Here is a 15,567-nt window from a genome sequence, read left to right on the forward strand (position 1 = left end):
CCAGGTTTCGCCCGCTCTGCGCAACGCCTGGCATCCACCAGGCCACCCGAAACCCGGACACCCCGGCCCCGGACGACCCGCCGGCAAACGCCGCAAACGCCGCACCCGCTACCCAGTCATCCGCCGAAACGCCCTCCACAAGGGAAAGTAACCACCCACCCCCCACAGCACCACCAAACACCCACACCACACCCAAGACCACCCTGCCCAAAAACGGTCAAAACACGAGACGGGAGGGCCGGCACCGGGCGGGTGCCGGCCCTCCCGCACTTTGTCCGGCGTCCATCGTCATGATCGACTCTTGTGGGGCGAGGTAGCGGTATCGGTCCTACCCGGACACCGCTACGTCGCCCCCGGTGAGTGGATCAATCCGGCGGGCGCGCGGGACGGTCGGCACGGCACCGCGTGGGGCCGCACCGCACCGGACGGGCGCGGCGGGGATCATCGGGACATGACCACCGCTGATCGGTACGTCGAGTTCGCCACCCGGGAGGCGCACGGCGTCTCACCGTCGTACGAGCGGCTGGCCCACGCGGTCGCCCGGGACGACGAACTGTTGGCGCTGCTCGACACCCTGCCGCCGGCCAGGCGGCAGCCGCAACTGCTCTTCGGCGTCGTCCGCTGGCGTGGCGGCCCGGTCGACGACCCGGCCGCGTTCCGCGCCCACACGGTGGCGCACTGGCCGGCGGTGCGGGCGGCGATGCTCACCCGGGCGGTGCAGACCAACGAGGCCGGACGCTGCGCGGCCCTGCTGCCGGTGCTGGCCGGGTTGCCGCAGCCGCTGGCGCTGCTGGAGGTCGGCGCGTCCGCCGGCCTGTGCCTCTTCCCCGACCGGTACGCCTACCGCTACGGCGACCACCTGCTCGGCCAGGGGGAGCCGGTCCTCGACTGCGCGCTCGCCGGGACGGCCCCACCGGTCACCCGCCCGCAGGTGGTGTGGCGGGCGGGTCTGGACCTGAACCCGCTCGACGTCACCGACCCGGCCGACGTCGACTGGCTCGACGCGCTGATCTGGCCGGAGCACGCCCACCGTCGGGACCGACTGCGGGCCGCGGCGGCGGTGGCCGCCGCCGATCCGCCGGAACTGGTCCGCGGTGACCTGGTCGACGATCTGCCGGCGTTGGCCGCACGGGCACCGGCCGGCGCGACGCTGGTGATCCTGCACACCTCCGTGCTCTACCAGGTGCCGCCGCCGCGCCGGGCGGCCTTCGTCGAGCTGGTCCGTGCCCTGCCCGCGCACTGGGTGGCCGCCGAGGCGGCCGACGTGCTCGACTGGGGTCGGCTGCCGGCCCCGCCCGACGGGGCGCTGTACAACGTGCTCGGCCTGGACGGAACTCCGCTGGCCTGGATCAACTCGCACGGCCAGGCGGTGTACTGGTTCGGCTGACCGGGGTGCGCCGGCCGCGACCGGGGCCTCGTCCACCGGCGGTGCGCCCCGGGTCATTGCCGGTCACTCCGGCCGACGTGGCGGGACTCCGTGACGGTCCGTCGACGACCATGGGGCAGCGGGTGAGATCGATCATCGTTAGGCTGGCACCCCGACGACTCCGGTGAGGTGTCATGGCGAAGCCGTCGTTGCCCCGTCCTGCCTCGTCTACCCGACCTGTCCCGTTCGCCCGGCATGCCCGGTGGGGCGGCTCCGCTCGGTGGGCCGTCGCCGTGGTGGCCCCGCTCGGCTGGGGGCTGATCGTCGGCTGGTGGACCCCGCGCGGCCCCGGCACCACCGCCGAGGCGGTGACGTCGATCCTGGTCAGCCTCGCGGTCGGCGGGCTCGCCGGCTGGTCGGGCCGGTCCCGCTGGACGATGCTCGTCGCCCCGGTGTTCTTCGCGCTCGCCGTCGAGCTGGTCCGCTGGCCGCTGCGGGGGCCCACCGTGGACGCCCCGCACCTGAGCAGCTTCGGCATCGGCGCGCTGCTGCTCGGTCGGGGCGTGCACGGGCTGCTGTCCCTGCTGCCGCTGCTGGTCGGCGCGGCGTACGGTGCGGGACTGGCTCGGCGTGCCGCCCGGATGGCGGGCCGACGCCCGGTGTGGACATGGCTGGGGCGGGCCGGGGTGGGGGTGCTCGCCGCGCTGGTCGCGCTCGTGACGGTCGGGGTGGCCCTGCCGGCCGGAACGCCCGCCGTGCCGGGTGGGATCGCCGAGCTGACCACCGTGCGAGGCGGTGGCGATCGGGAGCTGGGGGTGTTGCTGCGGGGTGCCGACCGGCACGCCCCGGTGCTGCTCTTCCTGCCCGGCGGGCCGGGCAGTTCCGAGGTGGGGGCGATCCGCCGACATCTCGCCGGCCTGGAACGGCAGTTCGTGGTGGCGACCGTGGACCGGCGGGGCGCGGCACGGTCCTGGGCGGCGTTCGCGCCCTCGTCGTCGTTGACCCTCGACAGTGAGGTCGCCGACCTGCTCGCCGTCGCCGACCGGCTGCGGCAGCGCTTCGGTCGGCCGAACGTCTACCTGGTGGCGCACTCCGGGGGGTCGCTGGTCGCGGCCGTCGCCGTGCAGCGCCGCCCGGAGCTGTTCCGGGCGTACGTCGGCGTCGGGCAGGCGGTCGACCTGCTGGACGCCGACCGCAGCCAGTACACCGACACCGTTGCCTGGGCCGGCCGCACCGGGCGGACCGATCTGGCGAAGCAGCTGACCGACCTGGGGCCACCGCCGTATCCGGAGATGTACCACTACGAGCCGCTGCTGGCCAACGAGACCGCCGCCTTCGACTTCGACCGCACCGGCAACCACGAGGGCCTGGGCGGAGCGGGGGAGAACCTCGGCGTCGTCGAGTACACCCTGCTGGAGAAGGCGCACGTGCTCGGCGGCACCCTCGACGGCTGGGACGTGCTCTACCCGAAGGTCCAGCAGGTCGACCTGCGCACCCAGGTGCGACAGCTCGCGATCCCGGTCTACCTGGTCGACGGCGCGCACGAGGTGCCGGGCCGGCTGGCCCTGACCGACCAGTGGTACGCCCAACTCCGGGCCCCGCACAAGGAGCACGTGGTGCTGGACGACGCCGGCCACCGGTCGCTCTACCAACAGCCCGGCCCCTTCGTCGACCTGCTGACCCGGGTCCGCGCCGAGACCGGCGGCGCGGGAAGCTGAGTTCGCGGCTGTTCGTACCGTGGGCTCCCGCCGTCGGGCGGCCGACCAGCGCGGCCCTGGCGCTCGGTGTCGGTGGAGAAGCGTCGGGTGACCCGCTCGTCGACCCGGGGCAACTCGGACACCTCGAGCCGTGCCTGCGGAGCCGCCGTCCCCAGCCGCCCCAGGAAGGCCGGCGACCCCGCACGGGTCGCTGTTACCCCACCGGCTGGGCCGGCACACCGCCGTTCTCACCTGCCGACGGTCAGTAGACTCGTCGCGATGAAGGGCGAACGACGTCCGTTGGCGGACCGGCTGTTGACCGAGCCGCACCCGTCCCGGCTGCCGCCCGCGCACCCGGACCGGGAGCGGATACTGGCCGCGCACGCCGCCGCGCTCGCCGCCGGGGAGGCCGGCTATTCCGACCCGACCACCGGGCTGTTCGTCCTCAGTGCCGGCTTCCTGGCCCGGCGCGGCACCTGCTGCGGGCGCGGCTGCCGACACTGCCCGTACGTCGACGACTGATCCAGGTGGCCCGGCCACCCGGCCCACCCGGGTTGGTGCGGACCGACGGGGGACCGATGACGGCGCAGTCGGCCGACGACCGGCTGCTGCGCCGGCGGGTGTGGTTCGTGGTGCGGTATCCACTGTGACCACGTGCGCGACTTTCCGCCGACCTGACCGGGCGAAAAGGGGGCGTTCGAGGTCTTCCGTCCGGCGGGCCCAACCCGTACGGTTTCCGACGGACACCCGGCGGGTCCGTCGACCGGCCACCTGGTCGGTCCGTCGACCGGGCACTCGGCGGACTCCCGTCGACGATCACGGAGGTGTGCCCGTGCACGGGCGGATCTGGCTGGCCGGCGTGGGCGTGCTGTTGACCACGGGCTGTGGCGCGTCGGAGGTCGATCCGGTGCGGCTGCCGGCGGGGGAGCCGGCTGCCGTGGAGGTGGATGCCGCCTCGTCCGGCGGGGCGTGCACGTTGCTCGACTTCGCGGTGATCGAGGAGCACACCGAGATCCGCTTCGACGTGGCGGCGGCCAGCGACCGGGGCGACACCCGTACCTGCGTGGTCCGGGCCACCGACGCCAACTGGCCGGAGCTGACCCTGACGGTCACCGACACCTCGATCGACGTGCCCACCTTCACCGCCGACGTGCTGCCCGACGGGGCGACGAAGGTGACGAAGCTGGGCCAGGCCGCCTACCGACGGACCGGCGCGAAGACCGCCGGGCACGGCCCGACGGCCGAGGTGGGCTGGCTGGCCACCGAGGATCGGCTGGCCACGCTCCGGTGGACCTGCCCGCCGGACGACGACCGGGCGACCGCCGGTGAGGTGGCCGGCCGGCTGGTCGACCTGGCCAGGAAGCTCGACACCCGGTCACTGTGACGCCCGCGCCGTCGCCCCGGGCCCGGCGCAGGGGCGACGCCGACAGGCACGCAGCCGCCGTGGAACGAGGTGTGGCGGGCCAGGGTTCAGTGGGCGGCGACGAAGACCCGGGAGGCGACCTCGCGGGGCAGCCGGACCCGTTCGCCCGACCGGTCGATGAACACCCCGTCGCGTTCCTGGGCGACGGTGACCGTGGCGCCCGGGTCCACCCCGGCGGCGTGCAGCTGACGCAGCACGTCGGCGTCGGTCTGCACGCTCTCGCAGATCCGCCGGACCACCACCTGGCCGGTCAGCCCGGGGAAGGCGAGGTTCCGTTCGGCCTCGACGGTGTCGGTGGCCTCGGCCTCCGGTGAGCCCAGCTCCTCCAGCCCCGGGATCGGGTTGCCGTACGGCGAGCGGGTGGGGCGGTTGAGCAGGTCGTAGACCCGCTTCTCCACCGCGTCGCTCATCACGTGCTCCCACCGGCAGGCCTCCTCGTGGGCCTCCTCGTAGGGCATGCCGATCACGTTGACCAGCAGCAACTCGGCGAGCCGGTGCTTGCGCATCACCGACACCGCGCTGCCCCGGCCCAGCGCGGTGAGCGCCAGGTGCCGGTCACCCTCGACGGTGAGCAGCCCGTCGCGTTCCATCCGGGCCACGGTCTGGCTGACGGTCGGCCCGCTCTGCCGCAACCGCTCGGCGATCCGGGCACGCAGCGGTGGCACCCCTTCCTCTTCCAGTTCGAGGATGGTGCGCAGGTACATTTCGGTCGTGTCGACCAGGTCATGCTTCACGTCAGCGGCCTCCCGGTGGTCGATGCTACCCCGGCACACGAAGATCGACCTGCGCCGAATCGCGAGGTCGATGCCCTGATGGTGTTGACTGGACCTCATGTCCGGTACCGACGACCCGCTGATCGAGCCGGACCGGCTCGCCGCCGAGCTGGCCCAGCCCGACCCACCGACCCTCCTGGACGTCCGCTGGCGGCTGACCGGCCCACCCGGCCGCGAGGACTACACCGCCGGACACCTGCCCGGGGCGGTCTTCGTCGACCTGGACACCGCGTTGTGCGGTCCGCCCGGTGGTGCTGGCCGGCACCCGCTGCCCGACCCGGCCGCGCTCCAGGCCGCGCTGCGGGCGGCCGGCGTCCGCGCCGGTCATCCCGTGGTCGTGTACGACGGCGGCGACGGGCTGGCCGCCGCCCGCGCCTGGTGGACGTTGCGCTGGGCCGGGCACCGGCCGGTGCGGTCGCTGGCCGGCGGCTGGCCGGCCTGGCTCGCCGCCGGGCTGCCCAGCACCGGCGAGGTGCCCACCCCGCCGGCCGGCGACGTGACCGTCCGTCCGGGTGCGCTGCCGGTGCTGGACGCCGCCGACGCGGCCCGGCTCGCGGCGGCCGACGACGGGGTGCTGCTGGACGTCCGGGCCGCGCCCCGCTACCGGGGTGAGACCGAGCCGATCGACCCGGTCGCCGGGCACGTGCCGGGCGCGGTCAACCTGCCCGCCCCGGAGTACGTCACCGAGGGGCGTTTCCCGCCCGCCGAGGTGCTGCGCGACAGGTTCGCCGCCGCCGGGGTGAGCGCCGGCCGGCCGGTGGGGGCGTACTGCGGATCGGGAGTGACCGCCGCGCAGGCCGTGCTGGCCCTGCACCTGGCCGGTCGGCCGGACGCCGCGCTCTACGTCGGATCGTGGAGCGGGTGGGTCGCCGACCCGTCCCGTCCGGTGGCCACCGGCCCGACACCGGGCGGCTGACCAGCGCGTGCGGTGGGCGACCGGTGACTCACATGCGACGATGACCCCATGTCGGACGACACGCTGGTGGTGTGGGACGAGTCCCTGCTCGACTACGACATGGGGGAGCACCCGCTCGACCCGGTCCGGGTCGAGCTGACCGTGGCGCTGGCCCGGGAGCTGGGCGTCCTGGACCGGCCCGGGGTACGGCTGCTCAAGCCCGAGCCGGCCGACGACGCGACGCTGACCCGGGTGCACCTGCCGGACTACCTGGCGGCGGTCCGGCGCGCTCCCCGCGACCCGCTCTTCGCCGGCTACGGGCTGGGCACCTCGGACAATCCGGTGTTCGACGGGATGCACGACTCCAGCGCGTTGGTCACCGGGGCGAGTGTGGCCGCCGCCGAGGCGGTCTGGCGGGGCGAGGCCCGGCGCGCGGTCAACGTGGCCGGTGGGTTGCACCACGCCATGCCCGACCGGGCCGCCGGGTTCTGCGTCTACAACGATCCGGCGGTGGCCATCGCCCGCCTGCTCGACCTGGGCGCCGAACGGGTCGCCTACGTCGACGTGGACGTGCACCACGGCGACGGGGTGCAGGAGATCTTCTACCACGACCCCCGGGTGCTCACGGTGAGCCTGCACGAGACCCCGCTCGCGCTCTTCCCCGGCACCGGGTTCCCCGACGAGACGGGCGGGCCGGGGGCGCAGGGCAGCGCGGTCAACGTGCCGCTGCCGCCGGGTACCGACGACAGCGGCTGGCAGCGCGCCTTTCACGCGATCGTGCCGTCGGTGCTGCGGGCGTTCCGGCCGCAGATCCTGGTCACCCAGTGCGGCGCCGACGGGCACCGGATCGACCCGCTGGCGGACCTGCACCTGTCGGTGGACGGGCAGCGGGCCACCTACCTGACGTTGCGGGCACTCGCCGACGAGTTGTGCGACGGCCGCTGGGTGGCCACCGGCGGCGGCGGGTACGCCCTGGTGGAGGTGGTGCCCCGGGCCTGGACGCACCTGCTCGCGGTGGCCGCCGGCACCCCGATCGACCCGGCCACCCTCACCCCGCCCGGCTGGCGGGCCCTGGCCGCCCAACGGCTGCCCGGCCGGGACGTCCCGCTGCGGATGACCGACGACGTCGACCCGGACTACCAGCCGTGGCAGCCGACCGGTGAGCCGAACTCGGTGGACCGGGCCGTGGCGGCCACCCGCAAGGCGGTGTTCCCGCTGCTCGGGCTGGACCCGTACGATCCGCGCGACTGAGCCCGGCGACCTGGGGAGGGGACCGGACCCGGTGACCACTGTCGACCAACCGGTGGACGTGCTGCTCAGCGACGGCAGCACCGTCAGCCTGCGACCGATCCGGCCGCAGGACGCGCCGGAGATCGTCTCGATGCACGGGCGCTTCTCCGAGCGCACCCGCTACCTGCGGTACTTCTCGCCGTACCCACGGATTCCGGAGCGGGACCTGCACCGGTTCGTCCACGTCGACCACCGGGACCGGGAGGCGTTCGTGGTGCTGGCCGGCGCCCGGATCGTCGCCGTCGGCCGGTACGAGCGGCTGGGGCCGGCGGCCCCGGAGGCCGAGGTGGCCTTCGTGGTGGAGGACGCCTACCAGGGGCGGGGGATCGGCTCGGTGCTGCTGGAGCACCTGGCCGACGCGGCCCGCCGGGCCGGCATCGGGCACTTCGTCGCCGAGGTGCTGCCCACCAACGGCGTGATGCTGCGGGTCTTCTCCGACTTCGGCTACCAGGTGCGACGTCAGTTCGCCGACGGGGTGGTGCACCTGACCTTCCCGATCGCACCGACCGAGGCGACCCTGGCGGTGCAGCGCGGCCGGGAGCACCGTACCGAGGCCCGTTCCATCGCCCGGCTGCTCGCTCCGCGCGGGGTGGCCGTCTACGGGGCCAGCGCCACCGGGCAGGGCGTCGGCGCGGCCGTCCTCGGGCACCTGCGCGACGGCGGCTACCCGGGGGCGATCGTGCCGGTGCATCCGGGCGCGCGCACGGTGGCGGGGCTGCCCGCGTTCCCGTCGGCGGCGGATGCGGGCGTGCCGGTCGACCTGGCGGTCGTGGCGGTGCCCCCCGACGCGGCACCCGGGGTGGTGGCCGACGCGGCCCTCGCCGGCGCGCACGGCCTGGTGATCATCTCCGCCGGCTTCGCCGAGGCCGGGCCGGCGGGCGCGGCGGCCCAGCGGGCCCTGGTCCGGGCGGCGCACGCCGCCGGCATGCGGGTCGTCGGCCCGAACTGCCTGGGCGTGGCGAACAGCGACGCGCGGGTACGGCTCAACGCCACCCTGGCCCCGGTGTTGCCGGCCCCCGGCCGGGTGGGTTTCTTCAGCCAGTCCGGGGCGTTCGGGGTGGCGCTGCTGGCCGAGGCACAGCGCCGAGGGCTGGGCCTGTCCAGTTTCGTGTCGGCCGGCAACCGGGCCGACGTCTCCGGCAACGACCTGCTCCAGTACTGGCAGGACGACCCCGGCACCGACGTGGTCCTCCTCTACCTGGAGACCTTCGGCAATCCGCGCAAGTTCGCCCGGTTGGTCCGCCGGATCGGCCGGGACAAACCGGTGGTGGCGCTGGCCTCGCTGGCCCGCCCGGCCGGGCCCGGCGCCGGCCCGACACTCGACGAGGCCGCCGTCAGCGCGCTCTTCGCCCAGTCCGGGGTGATCCGGGTGGACACCGTCGCCGAACTGCTCGATGTCGGGGCACTGCTGGCCAACCAGCCGTTGCCCACCGGTGGCCGGGTCGGGGTGGTCGGCAACTCGTCGGCGCTGACCGGGCTGGCCGCCACCGCCTGCGCCGGGCAGGGCCTCACCGTCGCCGACGGTTATCCCCGCGACGTCGGCCCGCACGCCGGTGCCGCCGAGTTCACCGCCGCCCTGGCCGGGGCCGCCGCCGACGACGGGGTGGACGCGCTGGTCGCGGTCTTCGCCCCACCGCTGCCGGGGCAGCTCACCGTCGAGGAGGCCGACTTCACCGCGGCCCTGCCGGCGGCGTTGGCCGGCGGCAAGCCCACCGTGGTCACCTTTCTCGCCGGCCGGGTGCCGGTCGGGCTGCCCGCGTACCCGAGCGTGGAGGAGGCGGTCCGGGCGCTGGGCCGGGTCAGCCGGTACGCCGGTTGGCTGCGTCGGGATCCGGGCACGCTGCCCGAGTTGCCCCGGGTCGACCGGCTCGCCGGGCAGGCCGCGCTGCGTGGTGATGCCGCCGACCCGACCGCGTTGCTCGCCGCGTACGGCGTCGAGGTGGTCGAGTCGACGCCGGCCGGCACCCTCGACGAGGCGCTCGCCGCCGCCGGGCGGTGGGGTTGGCCGGTGGCGTTGAAGGCCGCCGCGCCCGGCCTGCGACACCGCCTCGACCTGGGCGCCGTCCGCCTCGACCTGACCGACCCGGTCGCGCTGCGCCGGGCGTACGCGGACCTGACGGCGGACTTCGGCGCGGACGTCCTGGTCCAGCCGATGGTGTCGCCCGGGGTGGCCTGCGTGGTGGAGCTGCGTGAGGACCCGGCGTTCGGGCCGGTGGTCGGCTTCGGGCTGGGCGGTGTCGCCACGGAACTGCTCGGTGACCGAGCCTGGCGGGCGGTGCCGTTGACCGACCGGGACGCCGTCGAACTGGTCGACGAGCCCCGGGCGGCGCCGTTGCTGCGCGGGCACCGGGGTGCCGCCCCGGTGGACCGGGCGGCCCTGGCCGACCTGCTGCTGCGGGTGGGTCGGCTCGCCGACGAGCAGCCCCGGGTGCGGTCGCTCACCCTCAACCCGGTGCTGGCCCGGCCGGACGGCATCTCGGTGCTGCACGTCGCGGTGGGCGTCGGTACGGCGGACGCCCGCCCGGACACCGGCCCGCGCCGGCTCTAGCGACGCGCAGGCCCCCGGCGAACCGCCGAGGGCCTGCCCCACCCGATCCCGCTCAGCAGGCGTACGCCTCCAGCCGCTGCGCCCGCTCCGGGTCGCGCAGCTTGAGCAGGGTGACCTTCTCGATCTGCCGGATCCGCTCCCGGGACAGGCCGAACTCCTTGCCGACCTCGTCGAGGGTGCGCTGCCGACCGTCGTCCAGGCCGAACCGGAGCCGGATCACCGCCTGCTCCCGCTGGGAGAGGGTGGCCAGCACGATCCGTACCTCGTTGCGCAGTTCGCCGTTGGCGGCGGCGTCGCCCGGCTCGGTGCGCGGGTCCACCGAGGCGACGAAGTCGCCGAGCGCGCTCTCGCCGTCCTCGCCGACGGCCTGGTCGAGGCTGACCGGCTCCCGGTCGTACGAGATCAGCTCGATGACCTGGAACTCGGGGATCTCCATCGCCCGCGCCACCTCGGAGACGATGGGCTCGCGGCCCAGCGTGACCGACAGCTCCCGGCGGACCCGGACCATCCGGTTGACCTGCTCGACCATGTGCACCGGGATGCGGATGGTGCGGGCCTGGTCGGCCATCGCCCGGGTGATCGCCTGCCGGATCCACCAGGTGGCGTACGTGGAGAACTTGTAACCCTTGGCGTAGTCGAACTTCTCGACCGCGCGGATCAGGCCGAGGTTGCCCTCCTGGATCAGGTCGAGGAAGGCCATCCCCCGCCCGGTGTACCGCTTGGCGATGCTGACCACCAGCCGCAGGTTCGCCTCCAGCAGGTGGTCCTTGGCGGCGCGGCCCTGCCGGGCGATCAGTGCGAGGTCGGCGTGCAGGTCGCCGGAGACGGGGGTGCACGTCGACAGCTTCTCCTCGGCGAACAGCCCGGCCTCGATCCGTTTGGCCAGCTCCACCTCCTGGGCCGCGGTCAGCAGCTTCGTCCGGCCGATGCCGTTGAGGTAGGCCCGGACCAGGTCGGTGGAGATCCCGCGCTCGTCGGTGGCGTCCAGGTCGGTGAGGGCGTCGGTGCCGTGCTCGGCGTCGGTGGTGGTGGCCGGGCGCGTCTGGTTATCGATCATCTGCAGGGCCATCTCTGTGTCTCCCCGTGTCCGCTTCCTGTGCCGCGTACCGGTGCCATCGGCTCCGGTGATGAACAGCTTTCCAATCAGGGCGTGAAACGGGGGTGAGGCGATCGGGGACCCGACAGCAGTTCGGTCGGGGTCGGGGTGTCGGCCGCCGCTGGTCTTGCCGGGTCCGGCTACCGTGCCAGCGGTCGACCACTCGGGTCGGCACGCGACAGGCAACGGAGGACGTGGTGGTCTTCAAACGGCTCATGCAGTCGATGGGGGTGGGCGGTCCGTCGGTGGAAACCGTGCTCGCCAACCCGAACTGCCGTCCCGGCGGGGTGCTGGAGGGGCGGGTCCACGTGGCCGGCGGCGACCACGCCGCCGACATCGAGTACGTGGCGCTCGGCCTGGTCACCCGGGTCGAGGTGGAGGGTGCCGACTCCGAGTACGAGACCACCCAGGAGTTCGCCCGGCAGCAGATCACCGGCCCGTTCCGGCTGGCGGCCGGACAGCGGTACGACATCCCGTTCCGGTTCGCCGTGCCGTGGGAGACCCCGCTGACCGACCTGTACGGCCACCGCCTGCACGGGATGACGATGGGGCTGCGTACCGAGCTGGAGGTGGCCCGCGCGGTCGACAAGGGTGACCTGGACGCGGTCTCGGTGCATCCGCTGCCGGCGCAGGAACGGCTGCTGGAGGCGCTGCTGCGGCTGGGCTTCCGGTTCGCCCGCGCCGACGTCGAGCGGGGCCACATCTACGGCGTACGGCAGAGCCTGCCGTTCTACCAGGAGATCGAGTTCTACCCCGCCCCGCAGTACGCCGGGGCGATCAACCAACTGGAGGTCACCTTCGTCACCGACCCCCAGCAGGTGCAGGTGGTGCTGGAGATGGACAAGCGCGGCGGCCTGTTCACCGAGGGCCGGGACGCCTTCGGCCGCTTCACCGTCGACCACGCCACCGTCGACCGCACCGACTGGGCCGCCCAACTCGACGGCTGGCTCCGCCAGTCCCTCCACCGCCGAGGCCTCTTCTCCTAACCCCACCCCAACCCCCTCCCCCCCCCGCTCCCCTCCCTGTGTCCGGTGATCAAGAGGTTTGCGTCAACCTGAAGATCGAACTTGACGCAAACCTCTTGATCACCGGGGCGGGAGGGAGCGCGGGGGAGAGGGGGACAGGGTTAGAGGTCTAGGAGGAGGGTGCGGGGGCCGGTGTTGGTGCTTTCGACGAGCATGTGGGTGCGGAAGCGGCCGGTCTCGACCTTTGCTCCCCGGGTGCGGAGCGCCTCGACGACGGCGGTGACCAGGGGTTCGGCCAGCTCGGCGGGGGCGGCGGCGATCCAGCTGGGGCGGCGGCCCTTGCGGGTGTCGCCGTAGAGGGTGAACTGGCTGACCACCAGGATCGGGGCGCCGGTGTCGGCGGCGCTGCGTTCGTCGTCGAGGATGCGCAGCTCGTGCACCTTGCGGGCCATCGTCCGGGCCACCTCGGGGGTGTCGGTGTGGGTCACGCCCAGCAGCACCAGCAGGCCGTCGGTGATCGCGCCGACCACCTCGCCGTCGACGGTGACGCTGGCCCGGCCGACCGTCTGCACCACCGCCCGCATCAGTCGGTCACCGGTTCGATGATGCCCCGCTCGACCAGGTGCGCCACGACCGGGCCGGCCGCCTCGGCCAACTCGTCCGGGGTGACGTCGTGCGCGGCGGCGAGCAGGGCGAGCTGGTCGCGCAGCGGCAGCCGTCCGTCACAGCCGCCGACCAGGGCGAGCACCAGCGGCTCGATCTCCTCGCTCCAGCGCAGCCCGTGCGGCATCGTCAGGACCTGCCGGTCCACCGCCCAACCCTCGTCGCCGATCGTCGCCTCCTGCCGCAGTTGCAACCCCCGGGCCGCCCGGTAGCGCGTGGCGAGCAGGCCGTCGGTGCCCCGGGCACGCAGGAAGTCCTGCCGGTCGAACCAGGCGGTGACCTGGTCGCCCAGCGGGGGCTCGATCCGCTGGCGCAGATCCTCCACCCGGATGGTCGGGTCGGCGTGGCCGCCCCGGCGCAGCGAGACGATGCCGAAGCCGATCGCCTCGACCTTGTGCGCGTCGAACCAGTCCAGCCAGGCCGCCATCCGATGTGGGTCGGCCGCCTCGCCGACGTCGGTCAGCCACAGGTTCACGTACGCCATCGGGTCGGCGACCTCGCGCTGGATCACCCAGGCGTCCAGGCCGGTGTCGGCGAACCAGCCGGTGACCCGCTCGCCCCAGTCCTCCCCGGCGACGTGCACCCAGTTGGCCAGGTACTGCATGGTCCCGCCCTCGGTGAGCAGGCCCGGCGCGGCGGCGGCCAGCTCTGCGCCGATCGCGTCGCCGACCCGGCCGGAGTCCCGGTAGACGTGGGTGGTGGTGCCCGGCCCGACCACGAACGGCGGGTTGCTGACGACCAGGTCGAACCGTCGTCCGGCCACCGGGGCGACCAGGTCCCCGCGCAGCAGTTCCCAGTCCTGCCCGTTGAGCGCGGCGGTGGTGGCGGCGAAGCGCAGCGCCCGTTCCGAGACGTCGGTGGCGGTGACCTGCCGGGCATGGGTGGCCAGGTGGAGGGCCTGTACGCCGGACCCGGTGCCCAGGTCCAGGGCGGTGTCCACCGGGTGGCGCACGGTCGCCCCGATCAGGGTCTGGGTGGCCCCGCCGATGCCGAGCACGTGTTCGCTGTGCAGCGGTCGACCCGGGCGGGCGCTGGCCGGCACGTCGGCGAGCACCCACCAGGCGTCCCCGTACGGCTCCAGGTCCACCCCGGCGCGCAGGCCGTCGCCGTACGGCTCGACCAGTCCGGCGGCGACCGCCTCGGCGAGGTCGAGCGGGGCGAGCGCGGCCGCCACCACCGGTGCGGGCTCGGTCTGGTCGCAGACGAACACCCGGATCAGGGTGGCCAGCGGGTCCCCGTCCCCGGTGGCGCGCAGCGCGGCCCGGAAGTCGTTGCGGGCCACCCCGCCGGTGGCCTGCGGGCCGAGCCGGCCGGCGATGCCGTTGGCGGTGAAGTCGGCGCTGGTGAGCGCGGTGCGCAGCGCGTCGACGCCGGCGGGGGAGAGCAGCATGTCGTATCGGTCCACCTCGTCATCCTGCCTGGCGCGGGGGCGCGGTCGGGCCGGCACCCGCGACATCCATAGCGCCGGTGCAATCATCAAACCATTATCTCTTTCACGTTTATCGATGTCTGGCTACCATTCCCACCAACATCCGTCGATGGGACGTTCGGACGGCCCCTGCCTGTCCGGTCGTACCCGGTAGGGAGTTCAGACGATGTCCGACGTGTCCGTTCCCCGGCGTCGCGCGATCCGCGCGGTCGCCGTCGCGGCCGCCGCCGCGGCGCTCTCCGTCGCCGCCGCCACCCCCGCCCTCGCCGCCCCCACCGGCCAGATCCGCTACGCCTCCGCCCCGGACGCGATCAGCGGCAGCTACCTGGTCGTGCTGAAGGGTGACGTCGTCGGCGCCGCCAACAGCCGCGCCGCCCACGCCGCGGTGCCGGACCGGGCCGCCAGCCTCACCAAGCGGTACGGCGGCAGCGTCGCCGACGTCTACAGCGCCGCGCTCACCGGCTTCAGCGCGAAGATGAGCGCCGGCCAGGCCCGCCGGCTCGCCGCCGACCCGTCGGTGGCCTACGTCGAGCAGGACCGGGTGATGACCGCGCAGGCCACCCAGGCCAACCCGCCCTCCTGGGGCCTGGACCGCATCGACCAGCGGAACCTGCCGCTGAACTCCAGCTACACCTACCCCAACACGGGCACCAACGTGCGGGCGTACATCATCGACACCGGCATCCGGACCACCCACAGCGACTTCGGCGGCCGGGCCACCTGGGGCACCAACACGGTCGACTCCAACAACACCGACTGCAACGGCCACGGCACCCACGTCGCCGGCACCGTCGGCGGCGCGAAGTACGGCGTCGCCAAGGGCGTCCAGCTGATCGCGGTCAAGGTGCTCAACTGCCGGGGCCGGGGCAGCACCACCGGCGTGATCAACGGTGTCGACTGGGTGACCGCCAACGCGGTCAAGCCGGCGGTGGCCAACATGAGCCTCGGTGGCGGCGTCAGCACCACCCTCGACAACGCGGTCGCCGGCTCGATCAGCTCGGGCGTCACGTACGCGCTGGCAGCCGGCAACTCCAGCGCCGACGCGTGCAGCTCCTCGCCGTCGCGGGTCGCCTCGGCGATCACCGTCGGCGCGACCACCAAAACCGACGCGCGGGCCTCCTACTCCAACTACGGCAGCTGCGTCGACCTCTTCGCCCCCGGCACCGACATCACCTCGGCCTGGAACACCAACGACACGGCCACCGACACGATCAGCGGCACCTCGATGGCGTCCCCGCACGTCGCCGGTGCCGCCGCCCTGGTCCTGTCGGCCAACCCCTCCTACACCCCGGCCCAGGTCTCCAGCTACCTGACCAGCAACGCCACCACCGGCGTGGTGACCAGCCCCGGCTCGGGCTCGCCGAACCGGCTGCTCTACGTCGTGAACTGACGCCCCGCGCCACCGGCCCGGTGGACACCAAC

At 74.1% G+C, this 15,567-nt stretch carries 13 protein-coding genes; 9 read left to right on the forward strand and 4 right to left on the reverse strand.

What is annotated here, in order from left to right:
- Positions 1-451: 451 nt before the first annotated feature.
- From ACIG87_RS19780 to ACIG87_RS19795, 4 genes are all read left to right on the forward strand, one after another.
- Positions 452-1,387 (forward strand): DUF2332 domain-containing protein, encoded by a 936-nt coding sequence (locus ACIG87_RS19780; RefSeq protein WP_396852138.1) that lies wholly within the window; start codon positions 452-454, stop codon positions 1,385-1,387.
- Between the two features lie 272 nt (positions 1,388-1,659).
- On the forward strand, positions 1,660-3,084 hold the full coding sequence (locus tag ACIG87_RS19785) for an alpha/beta fold hydrolase (RefSeq protein ID WP_396852140.1): 1,425 nt from the start codon (positions 1,660-1,662) through the stop codon (positions 3,082-3,084).
- A 258-nt stretch (positions 3,085-3,342) separates the two neighbouring features.
- Positions 3,343-3,585, forward strand: a complete 243-nt coding sequence (locus ACIG87_RS19790) for a DUF5522 domain-containing protein (RefSeq protein WP_396852142.1) — start codon at positions 3,343-3,345, stop codon at positions 3,583-3,585.
- A gap of 310 nt (positions 3,586-3,895) precedes the next feature.
- Positions 3,896-4,447, forward strand: a complete 552-nt coding sequence (locus ACIG87_RS19795) for a hypothetical protein (RefSeq protein WP_396852143.1) — start codon at positions 3,896-3,898, stop codon at positions 4,445-4,447.
- 86 nt (positions 4,448-4,533) lie between these two features.
- On the opposite strand, the gene ACIG87_RS19800 is transcribed toward ACIG87_RS19795, so the two are convergent.
- A complete protein-coding gene (locus ACIG87_RS19800) occupies positions 4,534-5,220 on the reverse strand; it encodes a metal-dependent transcriptional regulator (RefSeq protein ID WP_396852144.1) in 687 nt (228 codons plus the stop codon).
- A 97-nt stretch (positions 5,221-5,317) separates the two neighbouring features.
- Between ACIG87_RS19800 and ACIG87_RS19805 the strand changes: the two genes are divergently transcribed.
- Genes ACIG87_RS19805 through ACIG87_RS19815 form a run of 3 tightly spaced genes read left to right on the forward strand, consistent with a single transcriptional unit; the run spans position 5,318 to position 9,992 of the window.
- Complete coding sequence (locus ACIG87_RS19805) at positions 5,318-6,175, forward strand: sulfurtransferase (protein WP_396852146.1); 858 nt, start codon at positions 5,318-5,320, stop codon at positions 6,173-6,175.
- Between the two features lie 48 nt (positions 6,176-6,223).
- Positions 6,224-7,405 carry an acetoin utilization protein AcuC gene (locus ACIG87_RS19810; RefSeq protein WP_396852147.1) on the forward strand — a complete coding sequence of 394 codons (1,182 nt, stop codon included), beginning with the start codon at positions 6,224-6,226 and terminating at the stop codon, positions 7,403-7,405.
- A 31-nt stretch (positions 7,406-7,436) separates the two neighbouring features.
- Positions 7,437-9,992, forward strand: coding sequence for a GNAT family N-acetyltransferase (locus ACIG87_RS19815; RefSeq protein WP_396852149.1), 2,556 nt, complete (start codon positions 7,437-7,439; stop codon positions 9,990-9,992).
- A gap of 52 nt (positions 9,993-10,044) precedes the next feature.
- On the opposite strand, the gene sigB is transcribed toward ACIG87_RS19815, so the two are convergent.
- Positions 10,045-11,061, reverse strand: coding sequence for an RNA polymerase sigma factor SigB (gene sigB, locus ACIG87_RS19820; RefSeq protein WP_396852151.1), 1,017 nt, complete (start codon positions 11,059-11,061; stop codon positions 10,045-10,047).
- Between the two features lie 224 nt (positions 11,062-11,285).
- Between sigB and ACIG87_RS19825 the strand changes: the two genes are divergently transcribed.
- Positions 11,286-12,074 carry a sporulation protein gene (locus ACIG87_RS19825; protein ID WP_396852152.1) on the forward strand — a complete coding sequence of 263 codons (789 nt, stop codon included), beginning with the start codon at positions 11,286-11,288 and terminating at the stop codon, positions 12,072-12,074.
- Positions 12,075-12,214: 140 nt separating this feature from the next.
- On the opposite strand, the gene dtd is transcribed toward ACIG87_RS19825, so the two are convergent.
- Together dtd and ACIG87_RS19835 are read right to left on the reverse strand one after the other, a co-directional pair.
- Positions 12,215-12,637: a D-aminoacyl-tRNA deacylase gene (gene dtd / locus ACIG87_RS19830; protein ID WP_396852153.1), complete on the reverse strand. Its 423-nt coding sequence runs from the start codon at positions 12,635-12,637 to the stop codon at positions 12,215-12,217.
- Positions 12,637-14,121 (reverse strand): methyltransferase, encoded by a 1,485-nt coding sequence (locus ACIG87_RS19835; protein ID WP_396852154.1) that lies wholly within the window; start codon positions 14,119-14,121, stop codon positions 12,637-12,639. Before ACIG87_RS19835 ends, dtd begins: the two co-directional genes overlap by 1 nt.
- Positions 14,122-14,311: 190 nt before the next feature.
- Here ACIG87_RS19835 and ACIG87_RS19840 point away from each other — a divergent pair, with 190 nt between their 5' ends.
- Complete coding sequence (locus tag ACIG87_RS19840; protein WP_396852156.1) at positions 14,312-15,535, forward strand: S8 family peptidase; 1,224 nt, start codon at positions 14,312-14,314, stop codon at positions 15,533-15,535.
- Positions 15,536-15,567 lie beyond the last annotated feature (32 nt).

The sequence above is a fragment of the Micromonospora sp. NPDC051925 genome (assembly GCF_044548625.1).
Lineage (GTDB): Bacteria > Actinomycetota > Actinomycetes > Mycobacteriales > Micromonosporaceae > Micromonospora.

Bases quoted from the DNA above. Each gene is read 5' to 3' on its own strand.
- ACIG87_RS19780 (WP_396852138.1), top strand. From the start codon at position 452: ATGACCACCGCTGATCGGTACGTCGAGTTCGCCACCCGGGAGGCGCAC.
- ACIG87_RS19790 (WP_396852142.1), top strand. From the start codon at position 3,343: ATGAAGGGCGAACGACGTCCGTTGGCGGACCGGCTGTTGACCGAGCCG.
- ACIG87_RS19805 (WP_396852146.1), top strand. From the start codon at position 5,318: ATGTCCGGTACCGACGACCCGCTGATCGAGCCGGACCGGCTCGCCGCC.
- ACIG87_RS19810 (WP_396852147.1), top strand. From the start codon at position 6,224: ATGTCGGACGACACGCTGGTGGTGTGGGACGAGTCCCTGCTCGACTAC.
- sigB (WP_396852151.1), bottom strand. From the start codon at position 11,061: ATGGCCCTGCAGATGATCGATAACCAGACGCGCCCGGCCACCACCACC.
- dtd (WP_396852153.1), bottom strand. From the start codon at position 12,637: ATGCGGGCGGTGGTGCAGACGGTCGGCCGGGCCAGCGTCACCGTCGAC.
- ACIG87_RS19840 (WP_396852156.1), top strand. From the start codon at position 14,312: ATGTCCGACGTGTCCGTTCCCCGGCGTCGCGCGATCCGCGCGGTCGCC.